Source organism: Gilliamella sp. wkB308 (assembly GCF_001690185.1).
Taxonomy (GTDB): Bacteria; Pseudomonadota; Gammaproteobacteria; order Enterobacterales; family Orbaceae; genus Gilliamella; species Gilliamella apicola_I.
In genome coordinates this window covers 128,191-149,583 of sequence record NZ_LZGN01000003.1, presented here as the reverse complement: position 1 = coordinate 149,583, position 21,393 = coordinate 128,191, and the positions used below count along the sequence as shown (strand labels likewise).

Here is a 21,393-nt window from a genome sequence, read left to right as displayed (position 1 = left end):
AGGCTTGTTATTAGTATTAAAATTTTATTCATTATTTCCAATCTACATTGTTATTTTTTATCATGCTTTTATATTAAGATTAATCTATTGATTGGATTAATATCCAAGCATTGAATTATTATTTAGGTATAGTTGAAAGTTCTTTTAACTCAACTTCGTACAAATCATCAAAGTTGTATATTTTTTTCGAGATGATTTTATTTTTTTCATATTGCGTAATAATTTTATAGTCTTTTCCAAACTCGTCGGGGTGGTAATACGTCGTTTCGATCAATTCGCCTTTTTGATTATATTTGTTCCATAATCCAACTTGTATTCCTGTTCCATTATAAATCCCTTGGCAACCTGATAATTTTAATGTTCCATTTGGAAAGTATTCTTTTATCGGTTTTTGACATAAGGCTTTATCAGTGGATAAAGTTTGGCTAAAATCGTGTTTATTTTCGTCTGCAAAACTTGTATTGCATAAACATGAAATGAATACTATTGCAAATAGTAAATTTAAATTCTTTTTAAAATTACTCATAATTAAAATTTTCCATGTTTTTTATCTGTTTATCTTTTTTTCGAACTTAAACTTTATTTGCCATTAAATTCGACTTGTTCATGACTTATCCATTGATTATCTTTCCATTCTCCGTCACACATTTGCACCCCAGACCAGACAACTTTTGATTTTTTGATATCGATAATGACACATTGATAGTTTTCGTGTAGCATTCGCTCATTGTCTGATATTTCAACATAACCTTTGATAATCGCATCCATTTTAACGTAATGTTTATTTTCAGATATTTTAATATCTATTGAGTCAATACCGGTATATTGGTCATCATCATATCCTTTGATTTTAGATGTAACCCCATTCTTAATTAATCTTGGATCTGAATAAAGATTAAATTCTTCATTATAAGTTAAGAAGATTAATTCTATTTGATCGGTAATTTTTAGTTTATTCGCAATAGGGACTGGTTTTATAGTTGTACCCACACAGGAAAGGCTAAAAATAAGTAATGTTATATATAATAAATATCTCATAAATCTTTTCGTTGCGTTTATCACATCTTATGGAGAGAGTATACTTTATTTCAGGTATTATTGAATTGTTTATTTTTCATTTAATGTGGATATTTAACTAATCAATTACGCTGAATAATAACAATTTTTGTGAATACAATTTTTTATTATCCCGCATTTTATGCACTGCAATCCATAGTATAAAAATCTAGAATTGTTAAATACCATATTTTATCTAATTGAGTTAGATAAAATATGAATATATTTTTTTCATCACTTGGTAATATGCCTGGAAAGTTTTCAATATAAACAACTTTCACTGTTTTAGGGGCTATTTTATCGGCAATGGCTTGATACTCCTGCCAAAATGGTCTTTTTTCAAATTGATAGTGTTTTAATTCCCAATGATAATAATCAAGCGCTATTTTTAAAGCGTCAATATTACTTTCTTTTGGATTGGCATACAGACCGAGTTTAGTGACTTTTTCACTACATGGATCAAATGTAGGATATTGTTCATATTGTATTTTAGGATTGCCAGATATTGAAAACCCTAGCAATTCATCTTCTACCCAAGACGGTATTGTATTTTCAATGATTTTATTATTCGATTTAAATTGTTCAATTCTTCTCATTGTGGGGCTGGTACTCGCATTATATACAATGAAAAGACCTATATCCTTTTGAATATATTGGTTAATTCCTTTAAAATTCTTTTTATTAAAAAAGTTAATAAGTTGATACACCGTTGGTTCAAACTCTTGTTGTGGGATTGTTTGAGTTACTGCTGGTTGATTTTCTATTTTTTGACTACATGCTATGTTAGCCAAAGACAAAAGGATCAGTAATATTATTCTCATTTTAAAATTGTTTTCTTTTACCATTAAATCAACCTTTTTATATTATTGAAAATTAATTCTTTTTTATTTTTAGTTTTTTTGCTAGTCCAGCTTGAAAGTATAATATTATCAGGGTTAAAACCATAGCAATAAATAAGAACAGCATGATCAAATAAAAATCTTAGTGCTTGTTTTGATGATGTGTTTCTCTTTTAATTCATTACCTGGATTATCTTTCCTCTTATTTTTTCCAACTAAATTTTTCACCCGATTGTTTTTTTTGTAAACACTCTTCAGTAGTATATTGTTGTGGGCAGGCAAAGCAGTCTTTTGTATTTTCATTGGTAAAATTTAAATCATCAGGGATTTTTATAATGCCATTTATTGGTTTTATTTTCTGACTTAAGCAGATCAAGCTTGCATTTGCAGAATCATAATCATCTTTTGCTATTTCAAATGTAAAAAGAATACGATCCCGACCAGTTTGTTTGAAGATTTCTAATTTGTTATTTCTTTCTCTAATAAATAATTGATAAGCGCTTACGCCTATGGTGTTTTGTATTTCGATAATGACATAATCCAATTTATTTATCAAAGAGATTTCAAAAACTCTTTCATAGCTATTCTGGTAATTTAAAAAAACGTCGGATTGCAAAATTATTTTATGAGAAAAAATATCAAAAGTATCCAAAATATAAGTATTTTCGGAATCATCATCTTCTATAATGGGTGACATTGTTTTAGCCGTTTCATGTATATTCTTTTTTTCATTAAAGAAACTAACTTTCACATTTTCTTGATTTAATTGTTTATTACTACAACTACTTAGCAAGACTATAATAAAAAAGTAACTTATTTTATTTTTCATCACGTTATCTATCTTATCGATTAGAACATTGTTTATCATATTTTATAAATTCTTCGATCCATTTGGTATTTTTTCTTTATTCAATATTATTAAGTCCGCCATTAATTTGTTTAGTAACAGATTCAACATCTGAATCTGTTAAATCTTTATCCATCACATTTAATGTTTGTCTTATATTAATTGTAGAATACTTATCTTGCTGAGTTAAAAGAATGAAATAAATCCTTGGAGAAATCTACTTCACCTTTATAATTAGTAGGACTTTTGTTTGATCTTCATAGGTGCTTCTAATTGTTTTTTTCCAAATAGCGTTGAGCAAGAAAGTGTATTTTTCTTTTTACATCTTTTAATATCAAATTTATCAATCAATAAAGATTAGTTTTTAATGATTATTTTTTTAATTTACTCATTTATATCGGTTTGCTTACCACCGTTCTTACTAATAAGGTGATAAGTAAAATCACCGGTTATTTCATACACTATCGTTACTTCAATTCATTAATTTCTTTATCCACAAATTTGCGTTCGACAAGCTCACCGTCTTTATAGGTTTCTGTGTATAAAAGTTTGCCTTTTTTGCGTACATTGATATTAGCGATTTATCTAAAGTTAGAAATAGATAAATGATTATTATATGCGGTTTGTATTTTATCTCTATTTTGTTATTTAGTTAAATTAATACAATCCGCATAATCACTCATTTTTATTCAGGAACAAAATTATTGATATTATAAAAGACGATATGATAGCCATTACCTATGTTTAATGTTATTTTTTTATAGGTAAATTCAACAAATAGGCTTTGTAATGAGTGAAAATCACGCTCTTTTTTAGATAAAAATTGTGTTGCATATTCAATATACTCAGGGCAACAATCCTTATATTTTTCTGGGTTATCGATTATTTCATTCTGATAGAACTGTTTTTGAACCAAATAAGACTCTTTCCGGATCTCATCAAAATATCTTTCTTGGCAAATGGCTTCTAGCTGTGATGTGGTTTTAATCGCTGTTGATAAAATAAATTTACCTTTATTGTTATGCAACTGTATGTCTTCTTTAAAATAAAATGGTAAAAATTCAATAGTTCGGATACCATCAATTAAGTCTTGAGAAACCGCATATTCTATTTCACCAGTTAATAGGAATTCTTGATCCTTGTTATCTATAAATTCAATTTGCAGCTTATCTATACCCAGATATAGCTTTTTAATGATAAAAAGCGTCTCATCTTTTTGCACCAGTGAAAAGTCTTCTTGGTTTAATCCTTTTAATGCTAATTTTTTACTGCCTAACTGAATTAAAACAGGATCATGGTCTAACGCAATGACTTTGCTAGAGTTTATGTTTGTTTTTTCCTCTTTATGCGCATAACCACAAGAAGTCAAAAAGCTAATGAGTAAAAGTATAGCTATCGTTTTCATTATTTTCCTAATTGAATAGTAGTATGTATAAAATCTGTATTAAATCCCCAATGTCCATGATCATAATGATTTTGGACACCTAAGCTTATACCGGCAAACTCTGCCAAACTTGTCGCATAGTTAGATCTGAATCCATATTCAAAAGTAATTTGGTAAATAGTCGCATTTTTATTTCAATCAAAATTTTTATTTTTCAAATATTTATTATTTCGGAATGGTGAAAAGCTCTTTTAACTCAGTCTCATATAAATCATCAAAATTGTAAATTTTCTTTGAAACAACTTTTCCATTCTTATATTGAGTTACGATTTTATAGTCTTTGCCGAATTCATCGGGATGATAATAGGTGGTTTCGATTAAATCGCCTTTTTCATCGTATGTTTTCCATAATCCTACAGGTATTGTGGTAGCATTATACATATCCATAAACCCTTCACTATGCTTAACGCCATTTTCAAAGTACATAGTAGTGAGTTTGGGTAATTCTAAAGAGTCAGTAACTATTGTTTCTATAAGATTTATTTGTCCATTAGGATAATAAATAACATATAATACATCTCCTTTTTTAACTTCATCTCTTACATAGCGGATGAATTTTAGTTTTCCATTTGGGTAAAATCCTTGAGCAGAAATGCCGTCTGGTTTATATGATGACATATAATACACAGATTCTAATTGACCGCCTTTAGTATAGTAAGTTTTTATATAATCCGCTGCTTTATTGCCATTGATATAATATTCATATCGTAAAAAACCCTCCGGAGTATTGGATTCTTTAATTTGTACTGAATGTGAAGAGGTAGCTTCTGAAATCTTTTTTGCTTCAATGCGTTGAACACATGCCAAAATGCCACCAAAAAAAATAGACACCATTAGTAATTTTTTCATTTTATTCCTAAAAATATTATTTAATGTTGATTTCTAACCCTTGAGCAAGTTGCTCTGCTATTAAGTCCATATTGTTAGAATACTTTTTTTATGCGCTGCAATCCATAGTATAAAAATCTAAAATTGTTAAATACCATTTATTATCCAGTTGTGTAAGATAAAATATGAAAACTTTTTTATATATCAAATATGGTGGTCCATTTGCATAATTTCCCGTATAGATTATTTTTACCGTTTTATGCGCAATGTTATCAGCAATGGATTGGTATATATCCCGCATAGGATGTTTACTAAATTGATAAATTTCTTCTTCTCTTTTAATAAAATCGATATGTTAATACTATTTAAAACTAATTTTTATTATTTGATTGGGATACTATCCCATATTTGTAGTAATCCTCAATGCCTACATTTGCCTCAGTATTATAATCAGTAGGTAAAGAGCAGTATAATATGTTGGTCTCAACGGATAAAAGTATTAATTTTTATCGATTTATCAAATATCTAGCTATTATACATGATTTTTTGTATTTTTATATTTAAAAAAATTAATACAAGCAATATTGAAATATAAAGAATTAAAGGAATTTCATAAATGAAATTAAGTATATTTTGTCCTATCATTTCATTTTCATCAGTAAACAAAACATAATAACTATTGTGACTTAAATAATTTATGTAACTATAATTTTCAGAAATAGGATTCAATTTCAACACCATAAAAACGGTAGGATCATCCTGACAAATAAGAATTTTGGTAAAACATTTAATTACTAGTAATATTATGATTAAAATCTTTAATAATTTCATAGTGTCATCCATTTATAATCTTCTTGGATAGATTGAATTTTGCCCTTCAATTTTCACCAGACAGTATCTTTATAGCGGAATAGGGTAACAAACCTTTCTTTGTGTTATCACTATTTTTTTATATTGAAAAATTTTTGTACTACAATTTAGAAATATCTTGAGTAATTTCAGGATGATTTGAATTTAATTATGTATATATTCCTTTAATATTTGAATTAATTTCAATATATCTACGATTATTAGCTGTAAAATTCAAAATTTTATTTTCCATTAGACTATTTACTTGTGGACTGGATTTTGCTGCGGCAGTATTCGATGAAGGGTACAAATTATTTGTATACAAGTTATCAAATAATGTGGTTATGTAGAATGATTAAATAATTAAGATCATAAACGTTATTTGTCACCAATTTTTGTAATCAATCGTTTACAAGTTAATGATGAATTGGTACGATGCGTGCAATTTAAAATTAATTTGTTATTTGTGATTTATGTTTTATCTTATTTTTGTCACGATTGTTTGGTCATTTTCATTCAGTCTTATTGCTGTTTATATCAGTGGACAAGTTGACTCTTGGTTTGCTGTTGTGATGCGTGTTTTGTTAGCCTTTATTACTTTTATCCCTTTTTTTCGATTTCGTGGTATCCGCTTTAAGCAGATGATTCTGTTAATGGGTGTTGGAGCCTGTCAATTGGGGATTATGTACTTTTTTTATTATAATTCCTTTCAGTATATTTCAGTACCTGAAGTCCTTCTTTTTACCATATCAACGCCTATTTATGTCACGATCATTTATGACATGTTGCAAGGGCATCGTCTTCGATATAGTTATCTGTTAACGGCTATTATTGCCGTAATTGGTGCAGCTATTATTCGCTATGATCATATCAGTCGTGATTTTATTATCGGATTTTTATTAATTCAGAGCGCAAATATTGTGTTTGCTTTAGGGCAGGTTGGGTATAAACGAATTATGGAACTTTATCCATTGCCTCAACATCAAGCTTTTGCATGGGTCTATTTAGGGGCTGTGCTGGTTGCTAGTCTTGGCTGGTTATTGTGTGGCGATTATTCAAAATTACCCACAACCAACTTACAGTGGGGTATCATTATTTGGCTTGGTGTGATTGCCTCTGGTTTGTGTTATTTTTTATGGAACTATGGCGCAACTAAAGTGGACTCAGGGACATTAGCGATTATGAATAACGTGGTTATTCCAACAGGCATCTTGGTTAATGTCGTAGTTTGGCATCAATCCATTGACTGGATTCGATTTTCAATTGGAAGTGCGGTGATTGTATTTGCTTTAATACTTCATCATAACGTGAGACGCCACTCTCCAAAATAAATTAAATAACATTATGTTAAGCCAAATTGTAACATGATGGATAATATCAACGGTGTTGTTATGGATGATAATGCTGTTGATATGAGCAAACTTGATGCAATAGGGCCTTGCAATACCTCAAATTGTCTTGCCATCATATAACAGTTGATCGCAATCGATACCGAGCTTAATAATACAATAACTTGTAATTCCAATACGGGTAATCCTAACAGTTTTCCTGTCACAAATGTAACAATAGGTAGTATTGCCAGTTTTATCATACAGATTGTTGCGGTAATGTGTAATTTGTTCCGGATTTGATATTCGGCCAGCCCCATGCCTAATACAATAAGTGATAAAGGTGCTGTCATATCACTGACCATTTTTGTGGATTGTTGAATGAATTTAGGTAATGTGATACCCGTATAATTAACCATAATACCAGCAAAAATCCCTATAATTATAGGATTTTTGATGACATTTTTGAATGCTTTAATAAATCCTTTGCTGGAAAGTTTTCCCATTTGTACAAATTCGATCGATACTGTTGCTAGCGTCCATAAAATAAGTGCATTAAAGATCACAATAATCGCAACAATTGGAATTGCACTGTCACCCAGTAGCATTTTTATGATTGGGATACCCACAAATACTGTATTGGTATAGATTCCCCCCATAGCAAACATCGTACTTTCAGAACCATTTAGGTGAAAACATTTATAGGCGATTAAGCAACCTAAAGCAAAAACAATAAATGAGCTACCGAAGAAAACAAATAATAGTTTCATATCGATTTCAGAATGCTCGGAAAAATGGCTCATAATTTGAAAGAGCATAATCGGAAATGCGATGTAGAAGGTGAATTTGGTTAAACTGTCGGTCACCGTTTTTTGCCAGCGACCTAATTTAACCGCTACATAGCCTAATAAAATAAGAATAAATAGCGGTAATGTTGCAACAAATTGTTGTCCTAACGTAGAAAAAAAAGCCATATGATAATTACTATTTATTGTTGTTTACGAATAAAATACCATTCTAACTGCGTCGATCGTTTTGGATCAAATTGATAGCCTTCAAGGTTAAAGCTTTTTATATCATCGGGTTGATTGAGGTTATTTTTGATGATGTAACGGCTCATTAATCCTCGTGCTTTTTTGGCATAAAAACTAATTACCTTGAATTCACCTTTACTTTCATCTAAAAAAATAGGTTGGATAATCGTCGCTTTTAATTGTTTTGGTTTAATGGCTTTAAAATATTCATTCGAGGCTAAATTGATCAACGTTGGATTTGCAGTTTTATGAAACTCATTATTTAACTGGTCGGTTAATTTATCCCCCCAAAATTGGTATAAGTTATTGTTATGACCGTTTTTTAGGCGTATCCCCATTTCTAAACGATAGGGTTGAATAAGGTCAAGGGGATTAAGTAGACCATAAAGTCCGGATAAGATCCGTAAATGAGACTGAGCAAATTGTAAATCTGCTTCTGAAAAATCGTCGACATGAAGCCCTTCATACACATCACCTTTAAAAGCAAGAATTGCTTGTCTGGCATTTTCAAGATTAAATTCTTTATGCCAATGTTGAAATCGTTCATAATTTACTTCAGCCAATTTTGGACTAATTGACATCAATTTAGCTAAATCGTCAGTCGATAATTTTTTACACTCTTTAATAAGTATTTCAGAATCTTTAATAAATTTAGGTAATGTGTGCGTTTTCGTGATAAGCGGACTTTGAAAATCGAGGGTCTTGGCAGGAGAAATTATCGTTAGCATAAAATGATACACCTATTGTAATTTATGTAGATTGAGGGTATTTTACACCTAATCGTGCAAAAAAGGGGTATAAAAATGAATCAAACCAAAAAAGAAATACATGATCTTCGTTCTTGGGCAAAAATTCGTGAAACATCTCTAGAAATTGCAGAAGCCATTTTTGAGTTAGCGAATAATGATGAAAAGCTTGCTGAACAAATTTGGTCGGAAGGAAGTGATGAAGTATTGCCACTTGCCTTTTCTAAAACAAAAGCAGATAGACTGTTTTGGGGCGAACAAACAATCGAGCGTAAAAATATCTAAATTTTATGAAATTGACTTTTTTAGGCACCAGTGCTGGTTGCCCAACAGCTGAGCGTAATGTGAGTAGTATTGTGTTAGATCTTTTGCAAGAACGTGGCAAATTATGGTTGTTTGATTGTGGTGAAGCCACACAAATGCAAATGCAAAAAGTTAAATTTAGTCTTGCAAAACTTGAGATGATTTTTTTAACGCATTTACATGGTGATCATCTGTTTGGGCTACCTGGGGTGTTAACTACCCGTTCTTTAATGCAAAATCAATCCGCTTTAACCTTAATTGCACCTAAAGGGGTGAAGCAATTTATTGAAACGGTTATCGCAATTAGTCACTCTTGGTTAAGTTATCCACTCAATATCATTGAGCTTGAAGAAGACTGTACGGTTTTCGAAGATGAAAAGTTCAAAGTCGAAGCAAAATTGTTGCAGCATCGCGTTCCTTGCTTTGGCTATCGTATTATTGAAAAGGATTTACCAGCCAGTCTAGATATCGATAAATTGAAACAAGATAATATCGAAATTGGCGCACACTATGCACTTTTGAAAGCCGGTAAAACGGTTACCTTAGAAGACGGCCGTGTTATTCATGGTAATGATTATTTAGGATCGGTAAGGGAAGGTCGAAAATTGGCAATTTTTGGTGACACTGTCCCTTGTCAAGCCTCTATTGCGCTAGCCAAAGATGTTGATTTAATGGTTCATGAGGCGACTCAAGAGCATGCTTTGGAAGAAAAAGCCCTAGAACGAGGGCATTCTACTACTGTTCATGCAGCAACGATTGCCAAACAAGCCAATGCCCAGCAGCTTATCATGACCCATATCAGCCCAAGATATAGTCTTAAAGATAATGATAAATTACTTAATGAGGCAAGAAGCATATTTGCTCATACGGAAATTGCGAGTGATTTTTCAACGTTCAATATCTAATCCTTCTCGCCGACTTTTCCGGCGAAAAGGATATTTTTTATAAACAAAAATCTTTAATCAAATTTTCGATAGCTATTTTAGTTGGTTTTAAAAAATCCATTGAAATAAACTCATCAGGTTGATGTGCTTGTTCAATTGAACCAGGACCTAATACAATAGTTGGTGAAATTTGGTTTAAGTAGGGCGCTTCTGTACTGTAGTTTACGGTTTGCGCAGTTTGACCAACTAATTTTTCAACTTGCTGTAAGGCAGGATGATCTTTTTTACATTCATAACCCGGAATTGGGGATACTTCATATTCAACCGAAATACGGTTAGGGTATTTGTCCATGACCGGTTGTAAAGCCTGACAAAGATCATGATAGAGCGAATTAACATCGTTATTTGGCAATACACGAATATCAATAATTAGCTCGCAACAACCACAAATACGGTTTGCTGCATCGCCGCCATGAATTACCCCAAGATTAAGCGTCGGGTAGGGGACAGTAAAACCGTCATTATGATATCGTTCTTTAAACTGTTGTTTGAGTTTTAACAATTGTGCGATAGCTAAATGCATGACTTCAATCGCATTTATTCCTTTGTCTGGATCACTGGAATGACCAGACTTACCAATGACTTTGATTGAGTTAGAAATAAAACCTTTGTGTGCTCGTATCGGTATTAATGATGTTGGTTCACCAATGATTGTACAATCGGGTTGTAAGTGAGTATGTTTAGCAAAAAATGATGCACCAGCCATAGTGGTTTCTTCATCAGCGGTAGCAAGAACATAAATAGGTTTAGTCAGTTTGGTTAGATCCATATCACGTAAGGCATCTAATATAAAAGCAAAAAAACCTTTCATGTCAGCGGCACCTAGTCCATATAACTTGTTGTTTTCTTCCGTCAATTTGAAAGGATCTTTAGTCCATTGCCCATCATCAAAAGGGACGGTGTCAGTATGACCGCTAAGCAGTAATCCACCTTGTGTCTGGTTTTCACTATTTGAATAAGTCGCTAATAAATTAAATTTATCGCGAGTATTCGGTACGGGCTGTATTTCAATTTTGAACCCTAATGCTTCAAACCAGTTAGCTAATTTATCTATTAAAGGTTTGTTTGAAAAATCGAGTTTTTCATTGGTCACATTGCTGATTGTTGGGGTTGATATCAGTTCACTATAAAGCGTTAAAAAAGAAGGCAGTGCCATACAAAATCACCTTGAGTTGCTAATTAAATTAAATCCATTAATAAGATGACAAGCATATCACTTACTGTAAGATTTGCCTATGACTAACGTTTATGTTTCACCCCGTTTTTAATCTGTATTGCTAATTTATTAATAATCCTTATGACTAGAAAACATTAATTTGGAGAGATAAATTGATAAAGATCCGATGATTTTCAATTTTTTAACATTTCTTGCGTTTATTTTGTATGCTGATTTTATTTGTAAAAAACATTTGTTATTATTTAATCATTACTAAATAGCATATAACGATTCATTATTTCGTTAAGCTTGATTATAAATTAATTATCTTGAACAAGGCATGAGTTATGAAACAAATAAGCAAAAAATGGATTATTATCACCGTCGTTATACTTGCTATTATTTTTATTGCATGGCAGCAATTAAAAACGGATGGATATGGTGCCGATTTTACTAGTGGAAATGGGCGTATTGAGGCAACCGAAATCAATATTTCTGCAAAATTAGCCGGTCGAATTGAAAAAATTAATGTGAATGAAGGCGATTTTGTTAAGGCAGGGCAACCACTCGTTGTAATGCAAACTGATACGTTGCAAGCCAAATTAAACGAAGCTCAAGCCCAATACCTTCAAGCCATCAGTAATGAGGCGAGTGCTAAAGCACAAGTTTCTTTAAAAATGAGTGATAAAATTGCGGCTTTAGCCGGTGTCACTCAGCGTGAAAGTGATTTAGATATCGCTTCAAAACATCTTCAACGAACAACCACCCTTTATCAAAAAGGGGCTTTGTCTATTCAACAATTTGATGATGATACCGCTAAATTCAATAGCGCCAAAGCGGCATTAGATTCTGCTCAATCACAAGTAACGGCAGCGGATGCCGCGATAGAAGTTGCGCAAGCTGGCGTGGAAAGTGCTAAGTCAGCCATTAATGTTGCTGATGCCAATATCAGACAAATCCAAGCCGATATTGATGACAGTACACTCGTTGCACCTGTTGATGGACGTATCCAATATCGTATTGCTCAGTTAGGTGAAGTGATGCCTTCTGGCGGTAAAGTACTTAATCTGGTTAATTTGTATGACGTGTATCTAACTTTCTTCTTGCCTGAAACTGTGGCGGGCAAAGTGGGCATTGGAGACGAAGTTAGACTGATTTTAGATGCCTTACCTGACAAAGCCATTTCAGCTAAAATTTCGTTTGTTTCGAGTGTTGCACAGTTCACCCCTAAAACGGTTGAAACGAAAGATGAACGCCAAAAATTGATGTTTAGAGTAAAAGCGCAGCTCGATCCTGAATTATTAAAATGTTTTATTAATCAAGTTAAAACAGGATTACCTGGTGTGGCTTGGGTTAAGCTTAATCCGAATACATCCTGGCCAGCTGATTTATCTGATGTAGCCAAATGTCCAACTAAATAATTGGAGATAGTATATGTCAGATTCAGACAATAAGGATTTAGCTTTATTAGCAGGAGCTAAATCTATTGATGATGCAGTGGTTAAAATTAGCGATGTTTCACTGCATTATAAAAAAAATTGTGCGCTGGATAAGATTAGTTTAACTATTCCACCAAGGTGCATGGTGGGATTAATTGGGCCAGATGGGGTAGGTAAATCAAGTTTGCTATCTTTGATTGCGGGCGCACATGTCATTCAAGACGGTTCCGTTTATGTTTTAGATGGCGATATGCAAGATAAGTCACATCGTAAAGCGGTGTGTACGCGCATTGCTTACATGCCACAAGGATTAGGCAAAAATCTTTATCCGACATTATCTGTCGAGGAAAATCTGCAATTTTTTGCCCGTTTATTTGGTAATGATGCCGCAGAGCGTCGACGTCGTATTGACGAATTAACAAAAAGTACTGGGCTGTATCCCTTTTTATCAAGACCAGCAGGGCGACTATCAGGGGGTATGAAACAAAAAGTCAGTTTATGTTCTGCTTTGATTCATGACCCCGATTTACTGATTCTCGATGAACCTACCACGGGGGTTGATCCCCTTTCCCGAGCGCAATTTTGGCAATTAATCAATAAAATTCGGCAGCAAAGACCACAAATGAGCGTTATTGTGGCAACAGCTTATATGGATGAAGCACAAAACTTTGATTGGCTTGTTGCGATGTATGGCGGTAAGATTTTAGAAACAGGCACACCTAAATCATTATTAAGCCAAACAGGAAAAGATAATTTAGACGATGCCTTTATTCAGTTGATGCCAGAAAGTGCCAAACAAGGCTATCAAGCCGTTGAAATTCCACCTTTGGATGTAAATAACAATCTACAAACAGCGATAGAAGCCAAAGGGCTAACCAAGCAGTTTGGTGATTTTATTGCAGTCGATCATGTTAATTTTTCGATTAAACAAGGCGAAATTTTTGGTTTTTTAGGATCAAATGGTTGTGGTAAATCAACAACCATGAAGATGCTAACCGGCTTATTACCGATTTCGTCCGGTGAAGCTTGGTTATTTGGAAAACCTGTTGATGCCAATGATATTAATACCAGACGGCATTTAGGTTATATGTCTCAAGCTTTTTCTTTGTACAGTGAATTAACGGTTGAGCAAAACTTAGTGCTACATGCACGTTTATTTGGCATTGAAGAAAGTAAAATACCTGAACGTGTTTCTGAACTTCTTAAACGGTTTGGATTAGAACAAGATGCGCAAAATCTACCGGATAGCTTACCTTTAGGGGTTAAACAGCGTTTATCTTTATCGGTCGCCGTTGTGCACAACCCAGAAATATTGATTTTAGATGAACCGACATCGGGCGTCGATCCGATTGCTCGAGATGACTTTTGGCGTTTGATCATCGAATTATCCCGTAAAGATAAAGTCACTGTTTTCATAACCACTCATTTCATGAATGAGGCCGCAAGGTGTGACAGAATTTCGTTAATGCATGCGGGGAAAGTGCTGGCAAGTGATACCCCCGATAATATTATTGCTTCGAAAGATGCATCCACATTAGAAGATGCCTTCATTCGCTACCTAGTTGATGCAGGTGCTGATGATAGTGATGAACAACAAAAATCGACCGAAGCACCAGTTACCGCCGACAAATCCCAAACAGTCATGCCACCAGTAAATCATCTTCAAGGATTCAGTTTAACTCGGATGATTGGTTGTTTATGGCGTGAAACACTTGAACTGTCGCGAGATCCTTTGCGAGCGATGTTGGCGTTATTGGGTTCGGCAATCTTAATGCTCGTTATGGGGTATGGGATTACGTTAGATGTCGAAAATTTACGTTTTGCCGTGCTCGATCGTGACCAAAGTGAAATCAGTCAAAATTATACGCTTAATTTGTCTGGTTCAAAACGTTACTTTGTTGAAAGACCGCCTATAACGGATTATGCAGACATGGATGCCCGTTTACGAAGTAATGATATTGCGTTAGCGATTGAAATTCCCCCTAATTTTGGACGAGATATTCAACGTGGTGATTCAGTTGATATCGGTGTTTGGATAGATGGTGCCATGCCACTACGAGCAGAAACCATTAAAGGTTATGTACAAGGTATGCACCTTGCTTGGCTAAGTCAAAAAGTGAAAGAAATGTCGGGAAAAGATTCCACCAGTTTGGCGAATATTGAGACGCGGTATCGATATAATCCTGATGTAAAAAGCTTACCGTCAATGGTACCTGCGGTTATTCCTATTTTATTATTGATGATTCCTTCCATGTTGGCTGCTTTATCGGTTGTCCGTGAAAAAGAGATGGGATCGATTATTAATTTATATGTTACCCCTGTAACGCGTGCTGAATTTTTATTAGGTAAACAAGTACCGTATATTATTATTTCTATGTTTAGTTTTTTGCTGTTGCTGTTTATGGCGATTACTATTTTTGGTGTGCCAATCAAAGGCAGTTTATTCACGTTATGCTTGGCTGCTTTAGCTTATTGTATTATTTCAACCGGGCTGGGATTGTTGGCGTCAACAATTACACGTAGTCAAATTGCTGTGATCTTTTTAACCTGTGTCGGCACCATGTTACCTGCTATTCAGTTTTCGGGTCTGCTTAATCCAGTGGCATCATTAGAAGGTAGTGGGCGCTATATCGGTGAAGTTTATCCGACAACACATATGCTAATCATTGCACGAGGTGTATTTAATAAAGCACTGGGTTTTAATGATTTACACAATTCTTTATTCGCATTATTAGTCACTATTCCTGTTGTGCTGTGCGCCAGTATTTTTCTTCTTAAAAAGCAGGAAGGGTAGTTATGAAGCAAAGCTTAATTAATATTTATCGATTAGGTATTAAAGAATTATGGGGACTATTACGCGATCCTATCATGCTTCTGTTAATAGGTTACTGTTTTACGTTTGATATTTATATTGCCGCTACAGCAACATCTGACTCGCTTCATCATGCCTCTATAGCGGTAGTTGATGAAGATGATTCACCGTTATCAAGACAAATTGTTGCGGCTTTTTATCCGCCGATGTTCAACCAACCAGTAAAATTATACTCAATGGATGAGGTGGATCGAGGCATGGATAACGATAGCTATACCTTTGCTTTAAATATTCCGCCTAACTTTCAGCGTGATGTATTGAACAATCAAAGCCCTGAAATTCAATTAAATATCGATGCGACTCGAATGGGACAAGCTTTTGTGGGAAATGGTTATATCACACAAATAATCACGGGTGAAGTGACAGAGTATGTTAATCGTTATAGCAAAGCAACCGATTTACCTGTCAATATTCAAGTTCATACCGCATTTAATCCGAATTTAACTCGCTCTTGGTTTGGCTCGGTAATGGAAATCATTAATATTGTAACGACGTTATCCATTATTTTAACCGGAGCAGCATTAATGCGAGAACGTGAACATGGTACTATCGATCATCTGCTTTCCATGCCTGTCACACCGTTTCAAATAATGATATCTAAGGTATGGTCAATGGGATTAGTGGTGTTAATCTCAACTTGGGTGGCATTACTATTGGTGGTAAAAAGCTGGCTTAATGTTCCGATTACTGGCTCAATTACGTTATTTTTAATTGGTGCCGCTTTACATTTATTTGTGACAACGTCACTTGGAATCTTTATGGCAACCATAGCCAAATCAACGGCACAATTTGCCATGTTATTAATTTTAATTTTATTACCGTTGCAAATGTTATCCGGTGGTAGTACCCCTAGGGAAAGTATGCCAGAAGTTGTGCAAAATATAATGATGATTGCTCCAACAACACATTTCGTCGAATTAGGACAAGCTATATTGTATCGTGGTGCAGGATTAAGCGTTATATGGACATCCTATGTTTGGTTAATTGGTATCGGATCGGTCTTTTTCTTCATTGCATTAAGACGTTTTCGTAGCTCAATTGTTAATATGGGATCGTAAGTTTCTTGCTATATGCTGATAAACCATAACCAATCGATTGGTTTTTTAATGAGTTGGTTATGGTTATTTATTTTTTCGATTTAATCGCCATCATCTTCTATAATGGTCATTGTCATCTTGAATCAATCATATCACTTAAACCGATTAGTGAATAAAATTGCAATTTTAGTTTATTGAGTTAACTTAATGTTTGTCATCAATATTGGGCTGTTACGCCAAATATTTTCATTATTTTATAAATATGAATGATTTTGTCACTAAAATGAATGTAAATGTCATTTCTTTTATATCAGTTATTGTTAAAATTTACCGCAAATTTAGCCAGCTACAAGTGTTAAATTCTAATAAACATAATGGGTTAAGATTAACAGTTGTGGCAATGTTATTTTCTTGAGCAGTAAATAAATTAATGCTTGTGTTTGTCATTTTAAGACTGTTGTATGAAAATTCAATCGTTTTCATATGATGAAATTCAGCGCTATTTTGTTAATTTAATTTTAGTGGTCTTGTTGTCGCTAAAAGTGTTCACAAATTTTCAGGCAAAGTCACGAAATAAGTAAAGGCTGTCTTATTTTTGTTTTGAATTAAGGCTGATTCAACCTTAATTCCTGTATGTCTACCTATTAAGATAGATATGAAAATCTTTAAAGTTCCACCATTTATTCAATTACTAGAACTAGCATGTTTGCCAGCGAAAGTAATATTCATTCTTAACGTTGTTTCCATTTAATGGAATAAATGATGAAATGTTTATTAGTTTCGTTTGGTGTTTTTTAATTCTCTTGGCGTTAATCCAAAATTAGCTTTAAATCTTTGTGAAAACCGACTGGATGAAGAATATCCTATCATTTCAGCGATATATTCTGTTGAAAAATTAGAGGTTTGTAATAAATGAAGCGCTTGTCCCATAACCAGTTTTTCCTTAATTTTTTGTATATTTTCCCCTTCAAGTTTCAATTTTCGATACAACGTTGCTTTACTCATGCAGATTTCTTTGCAAATTTCATCAATGGTTATTTTTTTATTATCTTTTTTGTTAAATATTTCAATTACTTTTTGCGTGGTTTCTTTTCGATTGGGTAAACATGCCAAATTTTTATAACCGGAATGGACTAACAGTTTAATAATTTCTTTTCTACGATTTGTGACGATGTCATCAGATGCCCATTCTAAGCATTCTATCATTTGTGAAACACATTTATAAAAGGCAGAATTTGCTTTCCCTGCGGTATATTCATTATTTTTTTTAGGGTTTATATTGATCGAAGTATCATTAAAATCTGAAAACTCAAAATCAATAAGTAATGCAAAGTAATTCGTATTTGCGGGTATATTTCTCATATTCATTGACTGAACATCGGTAAAAAAGATGAAATCTCCGGTATTACAGGCTAATTTTTTTTCATTACCAATCACTTTGCAACCACTTAATATAATTATTAATAATGGCTTTAAAATCGGTATATTAGATAAATTTTGTTGCTTTTTAGAGGTGTAAATTGAGATATAATTGCTGTGACTATTTGCTTCACTTAACTGTTTAAGTTTTTCAATTTCTACTGCGGTATTATTCATCCAAATTGCCCCATTACTTTCGTGTATTTTTTATCGTGATGATGAAAAACATGATGACGTTGTTCAGTATATCGTTCTGTTATAAAATTTATGCTTCATACACTGAAACGATTAACGTATAAGCAAACAATAAATAAGACCACAAAAATTTTTTACACATTTAGTACTCCAGTTGGTTATGGAAAAATGTAAGCCAATGTCCAAAAAGTTGTGGCCTTTAATGGAAATTTACTTATAAAGTTTTGTCACTAAAAAATTAATACACAATTTTTTATAAGCGATGCCATAACCTATCAAACATAATCTATGTGAAAATGTATATATATTTAACGTATTTTAATTACTCAAAATAAAGATATTTATTTTGCTTAAAACTGTTTTTTCGATCTTTGTTATTTCTGGATAAGCATTTTGAAGACATACTTTAGCACTGTATATTCTTCTTATTTGACTTATTTTTGAACTGTTAGTCTGCATTTAATACACGCTAACAACTCAATAAAGTTAACACATTTTAATCAAAACGTTAACTTTTTGTAAAATAAATTTTATGCGTAAAGAATCAAATTTGCATGTTATGACTATTTTTATATGCCCAATCGTTATTTATCTTAACGTTTATTACGATAAAAAAACGTAATTTAGATTTTTCTGTTGGAAATGCAAAAATTTACAACATTATTCTCCGTTATAATAATGATTGGTTATTTTTATTGCTAATTATCATTTAACTAATGGTAATTCATCCCAACGTGTTGTGTAACGTTGGCTAAGCCGTTCTCGTTTGATCTGCCAAGGTGCGGTTTTTCTACTTCCGCCTAATTGAATGGTATTTTTTCCCATTTTTTGATTAATGGTATCGATTGTTTTCATTAAGTTATCATTTTTTTGCTGTAAGACTGGCAGATTATTTAAAGCAAATAAGTCAGATTGGCAGAAGCTATCTTTGGCTTTTAAATCGAGTAACATAACACCTGACTTCATAAATAAAAATCCTTTTTTATAAATTGCTGTTAGCCCCTGTTGTGCCGCATGAATAATTACTCTTGTATCATCAGTAGGTGATAGTAGCGGTACGACAATCGACGGATTGTATTGAATTAAGTCTTGACGAAACTGATTTGTTTTCAAAAAAACAAGTACAGCATTAGCAATCGATTTTTGTTGTCTTAGTTTTTCAGCGCCTCGACTGGCATGAATACGAATGGCCTCTTGCAAGTCGAATAATTCACCTGTTAACTGCCCAAAACTACGTGATGTCATAATGTTTTTCTTAGGTGTAGCAATGTCATCTAATTCAATAGCGTTAATACCTTGCAACTCTAATATGGTACGTTCAAGCACGACTGAAAATTGTTGTCTAATTTGTTTTAAATTTGCCTGACGCAGATCCCATGCAGTATGAATGCCTAATGTTTGTAATCTTTTGGCTATGCGTCTGCCAACGCCCCAAATTTCATCAACAGGAAATGATTTTAAAATCTGATCAAGTAAGGCTGAATCGTTAGGAAGGCAATAGACCCCTTGATAAATAGGCTGCTTTTTTGCAATGTGGTTTGCCAACTTCGCTAACGTGTGGGTTGATGCAATGCCAATACTTACCGGAATCCCAGTATCACGTTTTACTATTGCCCTTAAATGTTGACAATGGGTTGTAACATCGTTAAATCCTACTAGTTTAATAAAAGCTTCGTCAATAGAGTAGGGTTCAATATCGGCAGTATAATGGCTGACAGTATCAAAAACACGTTGGCTCATATCGCCATAAAGTTCATAGTTAGAACTTAATAATGTAATTTGTTTTCGAATGTTAGCCTCAATTTGGTAGGCAGGCATACCCATTGGTACTAAAGGTTTAAGTTCATTGGAACGAGCGATGACACATCCATCATTATTGGATAAAATGCCAATTGGTTTTCCTTCTAATTTAGGGTTAAAAACACGCTCACACGAAGCATAAAAGTTATTACAATCAATCAGCCCAATCATGCATGTCCACGTTTTCGTAAAGAATGAATAGTGTGTATAACAACGCCCCAAATATGGACTTCTTTACCTGCTAATGAAATAGGGGGATAAAGTTCATTGCCCGATAATAGGTAATGTTGCCCATTAATAAGTCCCAGGCACTTACATGTTAGTTCACCGTCAACAGCAGCAACGACAATATCTTCTATTTGGGGTGCTAATGAACGATCTACCACTAAAAGATCACCACTAAAAATACCATAGTTAATCATTGATTCCCCCTGTGCTTTAATATAATAAGTAGCACTCGGGTGTTTAACTAAGTGATCGGTTAAGTCCAGTTTGGTTTCTAAATAATCATCAGCAGGCGATGGAAAGCCTGCCCTGACAGGGGTATCAACCAAAGGTAAGTAATTTTTGATAGTGCTATCAACGGTTCCTAGCACAATGCAGGATTTACTCAAGAACGTTTCTCCTAAAAATATACAGGTAAAATTTATACTATGTAGTAGTATTCGTGATAAAAAACGAATAGTGTATAAATATACAGTATAAAATTCTTGATTCAATGAAAAACACTGTAAAAAAATAGCAATGTGACAAAAAATGACCATGTGTAATGGATGATAAGCATATTTTAACGAGCCAGTAAGTATGACGATCTGAATCAATAATAGTTGAAATAACGGCAGGATTGAATTTGCATTGTTGTAAAAATAGCGAACAAAATCGCAAGCTATCATAATAATTGATTTAAATTACATTACGGCATTTTACAAAAACACTTAAATAGTTTACATTATAGTGATTATTTATTAATTAATTTACGACATAATTCACTATACCTTGTATTTTTGTTCACAGCCCTTATATAAGTGACTAAAGGTAAAGTTTGAGTGTGACTTATCGAAATAATACAAAAAGTCAAATTGTTAACCTAACTAAGCCTGATGCAATTTTGATTGGTTATCGATGATAAAAAATGCTAATTAGCTTGTTTTAGCTTAATTTTGATTTTTACTCTAATTTAACGCTCGTTTTTTTTATTTTCTCATCTTTTGTTTTTTATAAGAATAAAATATCAATATTGATATACATCAATAATAT

18 protein-coding genes are annotated in these 21,393 nt (G+C 33.1%); 6 read left to right on the top strand and 12 right to left on the bottom strand.

Translation table 11 applies throughout. The features are described from left to right. Positions 1–118: 118 nt before the first annotated feature. The 6 genes from A9G10_RS00760 to A9G10_RS00735 all read right to left on the bottom strand — a co-directional run bounded on the left by A9G10_RS00760 (position 119) and on the right by A9G10_RS00735 (position 5,035). Entirely contained in the window at positions 119–526 is a 408-nt protein-coding gene (locus A9G10_RS00760) for a hypothetical protein (RefSeq protein ID WP_065557793.1), read from the bottom strand. A 53-nt stretch (positions 527–579) separates the two neighbouring features. Next, a complete protein-coding gene (locus A9G10_RS00755; protein WP_065557792.1) occupies positions 580–1,038 on the bottom strand; it encodes a hypothetical protein in 459 nt (152 codons plus the stop codon). A 158-nt stretch (positions 1,039–1,196) separates the two neighbouring features. Beyond that, the gene (locus A9G10_RS00750; RefSeq protein ID WP_065557791.1) at positions 1,197–1,901 is read right to left on the bottom strand and encodes a hypothetical protein; all 705 of its coding nucleotides are present in this window, start codon (positions 1,899–1,901) and stop codon (positions 1,197–1,199) included. A 196-nt stretch (positions 1,902–2,097) separates the two neighbouring features. Beyond that, positions 2,098–2,724, bottom strand: a complete 627-nt coding sequence (locus A9G10_RS00745) for a hypothetical protein (protein ID WP_143425910.1) — start codon at positions 2,722–2,724, stop codon at positions 2,098–2,100. A 703-nt stretch (positions 2,725–3,427) separates the two neighbouring features. Beyond that, positions 3,428–4,147 carry a hypothetical protein gene (locus tag A9G10_RS00740; protein ID WP_065557789.1) on the bottom strand — a complete coding sequence of 240 codons (720 nt, stop codon included), beginning with the start codon at positions 4,145–4,147 and terminating at the stop codon, positions 3,428–3,430. Between the two features lie 204 nt (positions 4,148–4,351). Continuing rightward, positions 4,352–5,035: a toxin-antitoxin system YwqK family antitoxin gene (locus tag A9G10_RS00735; RefSeq protein WP_065557788.1), complete on the bottom strand. Its 684-nt coding sequence runs from the start codon at positions 5,033–5,035 to the stop codon at positions 4,352–4,354. A 1,301-nt stretch (positions 5,036–6,336) separates the two neighbouring features. Here A9G10_RS00735 and A9G10_RS00725 point away from each other — a divergent pair. Next, positions 6,337–7,194, top strand: coding sequence for a carboxylate/amino acid/amine transporter (locus A9G10_RS00725; protein ID WP_065557786.1), 858 nt, complete (start codon positions 6,337–6,339; stop codon positions 7,192–7,194). A gap of 11 nt (positions 7,195–7,205) precedes the next feature. Here A9G10_RS00725 and A9G10_RS00720 read toward each other — a convergent pair whose 3' ends face one another. Together A9G10_RS00720 and yaaA are read right to left on the bottom strand one after the other, a co-directional pair. Then, positions 7,206–8,165, bottom strand: a complete 960-nt coding sequence (locus tag A9G10_RS00720) for an AEC family transporter (RefSeq protein WP_065557785.1) — start codon at positions 8,163–8,165, stop codon at positions 7,206–7,208. Positions 8,166–8,179: 14 nt separating this feature from the next. Further along, positions 8,180–8,953, bottom strand: coding sequence for a peroxide stress protein YaaA (gene yaaA / locus A9G10_RS00715; RefSeq protein ID WP_065557784.1), 774 nt, complete (start codon positions 8,951–8,953; stop codon positions 8,180–8,182). 75 nt (positions 8,954–9,028) lie between these two features. On the opposite strand from yaaA, the gene A9G10_RS00710 reads away from it, so the two are divergent. Continuing rightward, the gene (locus A9G10_RS00710; protein WP_065557783.1) at positions 9,029–9,256 is read left to right on the top strand and encodes a YccJ family protein; all 228 of its coding nucleotides are present in this window, start codon (positions 9,029–9,031) and stop codon (positions 9,254–9,256) included. Positions 9,257–9,261: 5 nt separating this feature from the next. Continuing rightward, positions 9,262–10,179 (top strand): ribonuclease Z, encoded by a 918-nt coding sequence (gene rnz, locus A9G10_RS00705; protein ID WP_065557782.1) that lies wholly within the window; start codon positions 9,262–9,264, stop codon positions 10,177–10,179. 37 nt (positions 10,180–10,216) lie between these two features. On the opposite strand, the gene argE is transcribed toward rnz, so the two are convergent. Continuing rightward, positions 10,217–11,374: an acetylornithine deacetylase gene (argE, locus tag A9G10_RS00700; protein WP_065557781.1), complete on the bottom strand. Its 1,158-nt coding sequence runs from the start codon at positions 11,372–11,374 to the stop codon at positions 10,217–10,219. A gap of 347 nt (positions 11,375–11,721) precedes the next feature. Here argE and A9G10_RS00695 point away from each other — a divergent pair, with 347 nt between their 5' ends. The 3 genes from A9G10_RS00695 to A9G10_RS00685 are packed head-to-tail and all read left to right on the top strand — an operon-like array spanning position 11,722 to position 16,743. Continuing rightward, positions 11,722–12,795: an HlyD family secretion protein gene (locus A9G10_RS00695; RefSeq protein ID WP_065557780.1), complete on the top strand. Its 1,074-nt coding sequence runs from the start codon at positions 11,722–11,724 to the stop codon at positions 12,793–12,795. 13 nt (positions 12,796–12,808) lie between these two features. Then, the gene (rbbA, locus tag A9G10_RS00690; RefSeq protein WP_065557779.1) at positions 12,809–15,607 is read left to right on the top strand and encodes a ribosome-associated ATPase/putative transporter RbbA; all 2,799 of its coding nucleotides are present in this window, start codon (positions 12,809–12,811) and stop codon (positions 15,605–15,607) included. A gap of 2 nt (positions 15,608–15,609) precedes the next feature. After that, the gene (locus A9G10_RS00685) at positions 15,610–16,743 is read left to right on the top strand and encodes an ABC transporter permease (protein WP_065557778.1); all 1,134 of its coding nucleotides are present in this window, start codon (positions 15,610–15,612) and stop codon (positions 16,741–16,743) included. A 753-nt stretch (positions 16,744–17,496) separates the two neighbouring features. Here the strand turns inward: A9G10_RS00685 and A9G10_RS00680 are convergent. The 3 genes from A9G10_RS00680 to A9G10_RS00670 all read right to left on the bottom strand — a co-directional run bounded on the left by A9G10_RS00680 (position 17,497) and on the right by A9G10_RS00670 (position 20,750). Next, positions 17,497–18,318, bottom strand: coding sequence for a helix-turn-helix domain-containing protein (locus A9G10_RS00680; protein ID WP_081298948.1), 822 nt, complete (start codon positions 18,316–18,318; stop codon positions 17,497–17,499). A 723-nt stretch (positions 18,319–19,041) separates the two neighbouring features. Further along, positions 19,042–20,307 carry a Y-family DNA polymerase gene (locus tag A9G10_RS00675; RefSeq protein WP_065557777.1) on the bottom strand — a complete coding sequence of 422 codons (1,266 nt, stop codon included), beginning with the start codon at positions 20,305–20,307 and terminating at the stop codon, positions 19,042–19,044. Continuing rightward, the gene (locus A9G10_RS00670; protein ID WP_065557776.1) at positions 20,304–20,750 is read right to left on the bottom strand and encodes a LexA family protein; all 447 of its coding nucleotides are present in this window, start codon (positions 20,748–20,750) and stop codon (positions 20,304–20,306) included. The genes A9G10_RS00675 and A9G10_RS00670 overlap by 4 nt, the downstream gene beginning before the upstream one ends. Between the last annotated feature and the right edge of the window lie 643 nt (positions 20,751–21,393).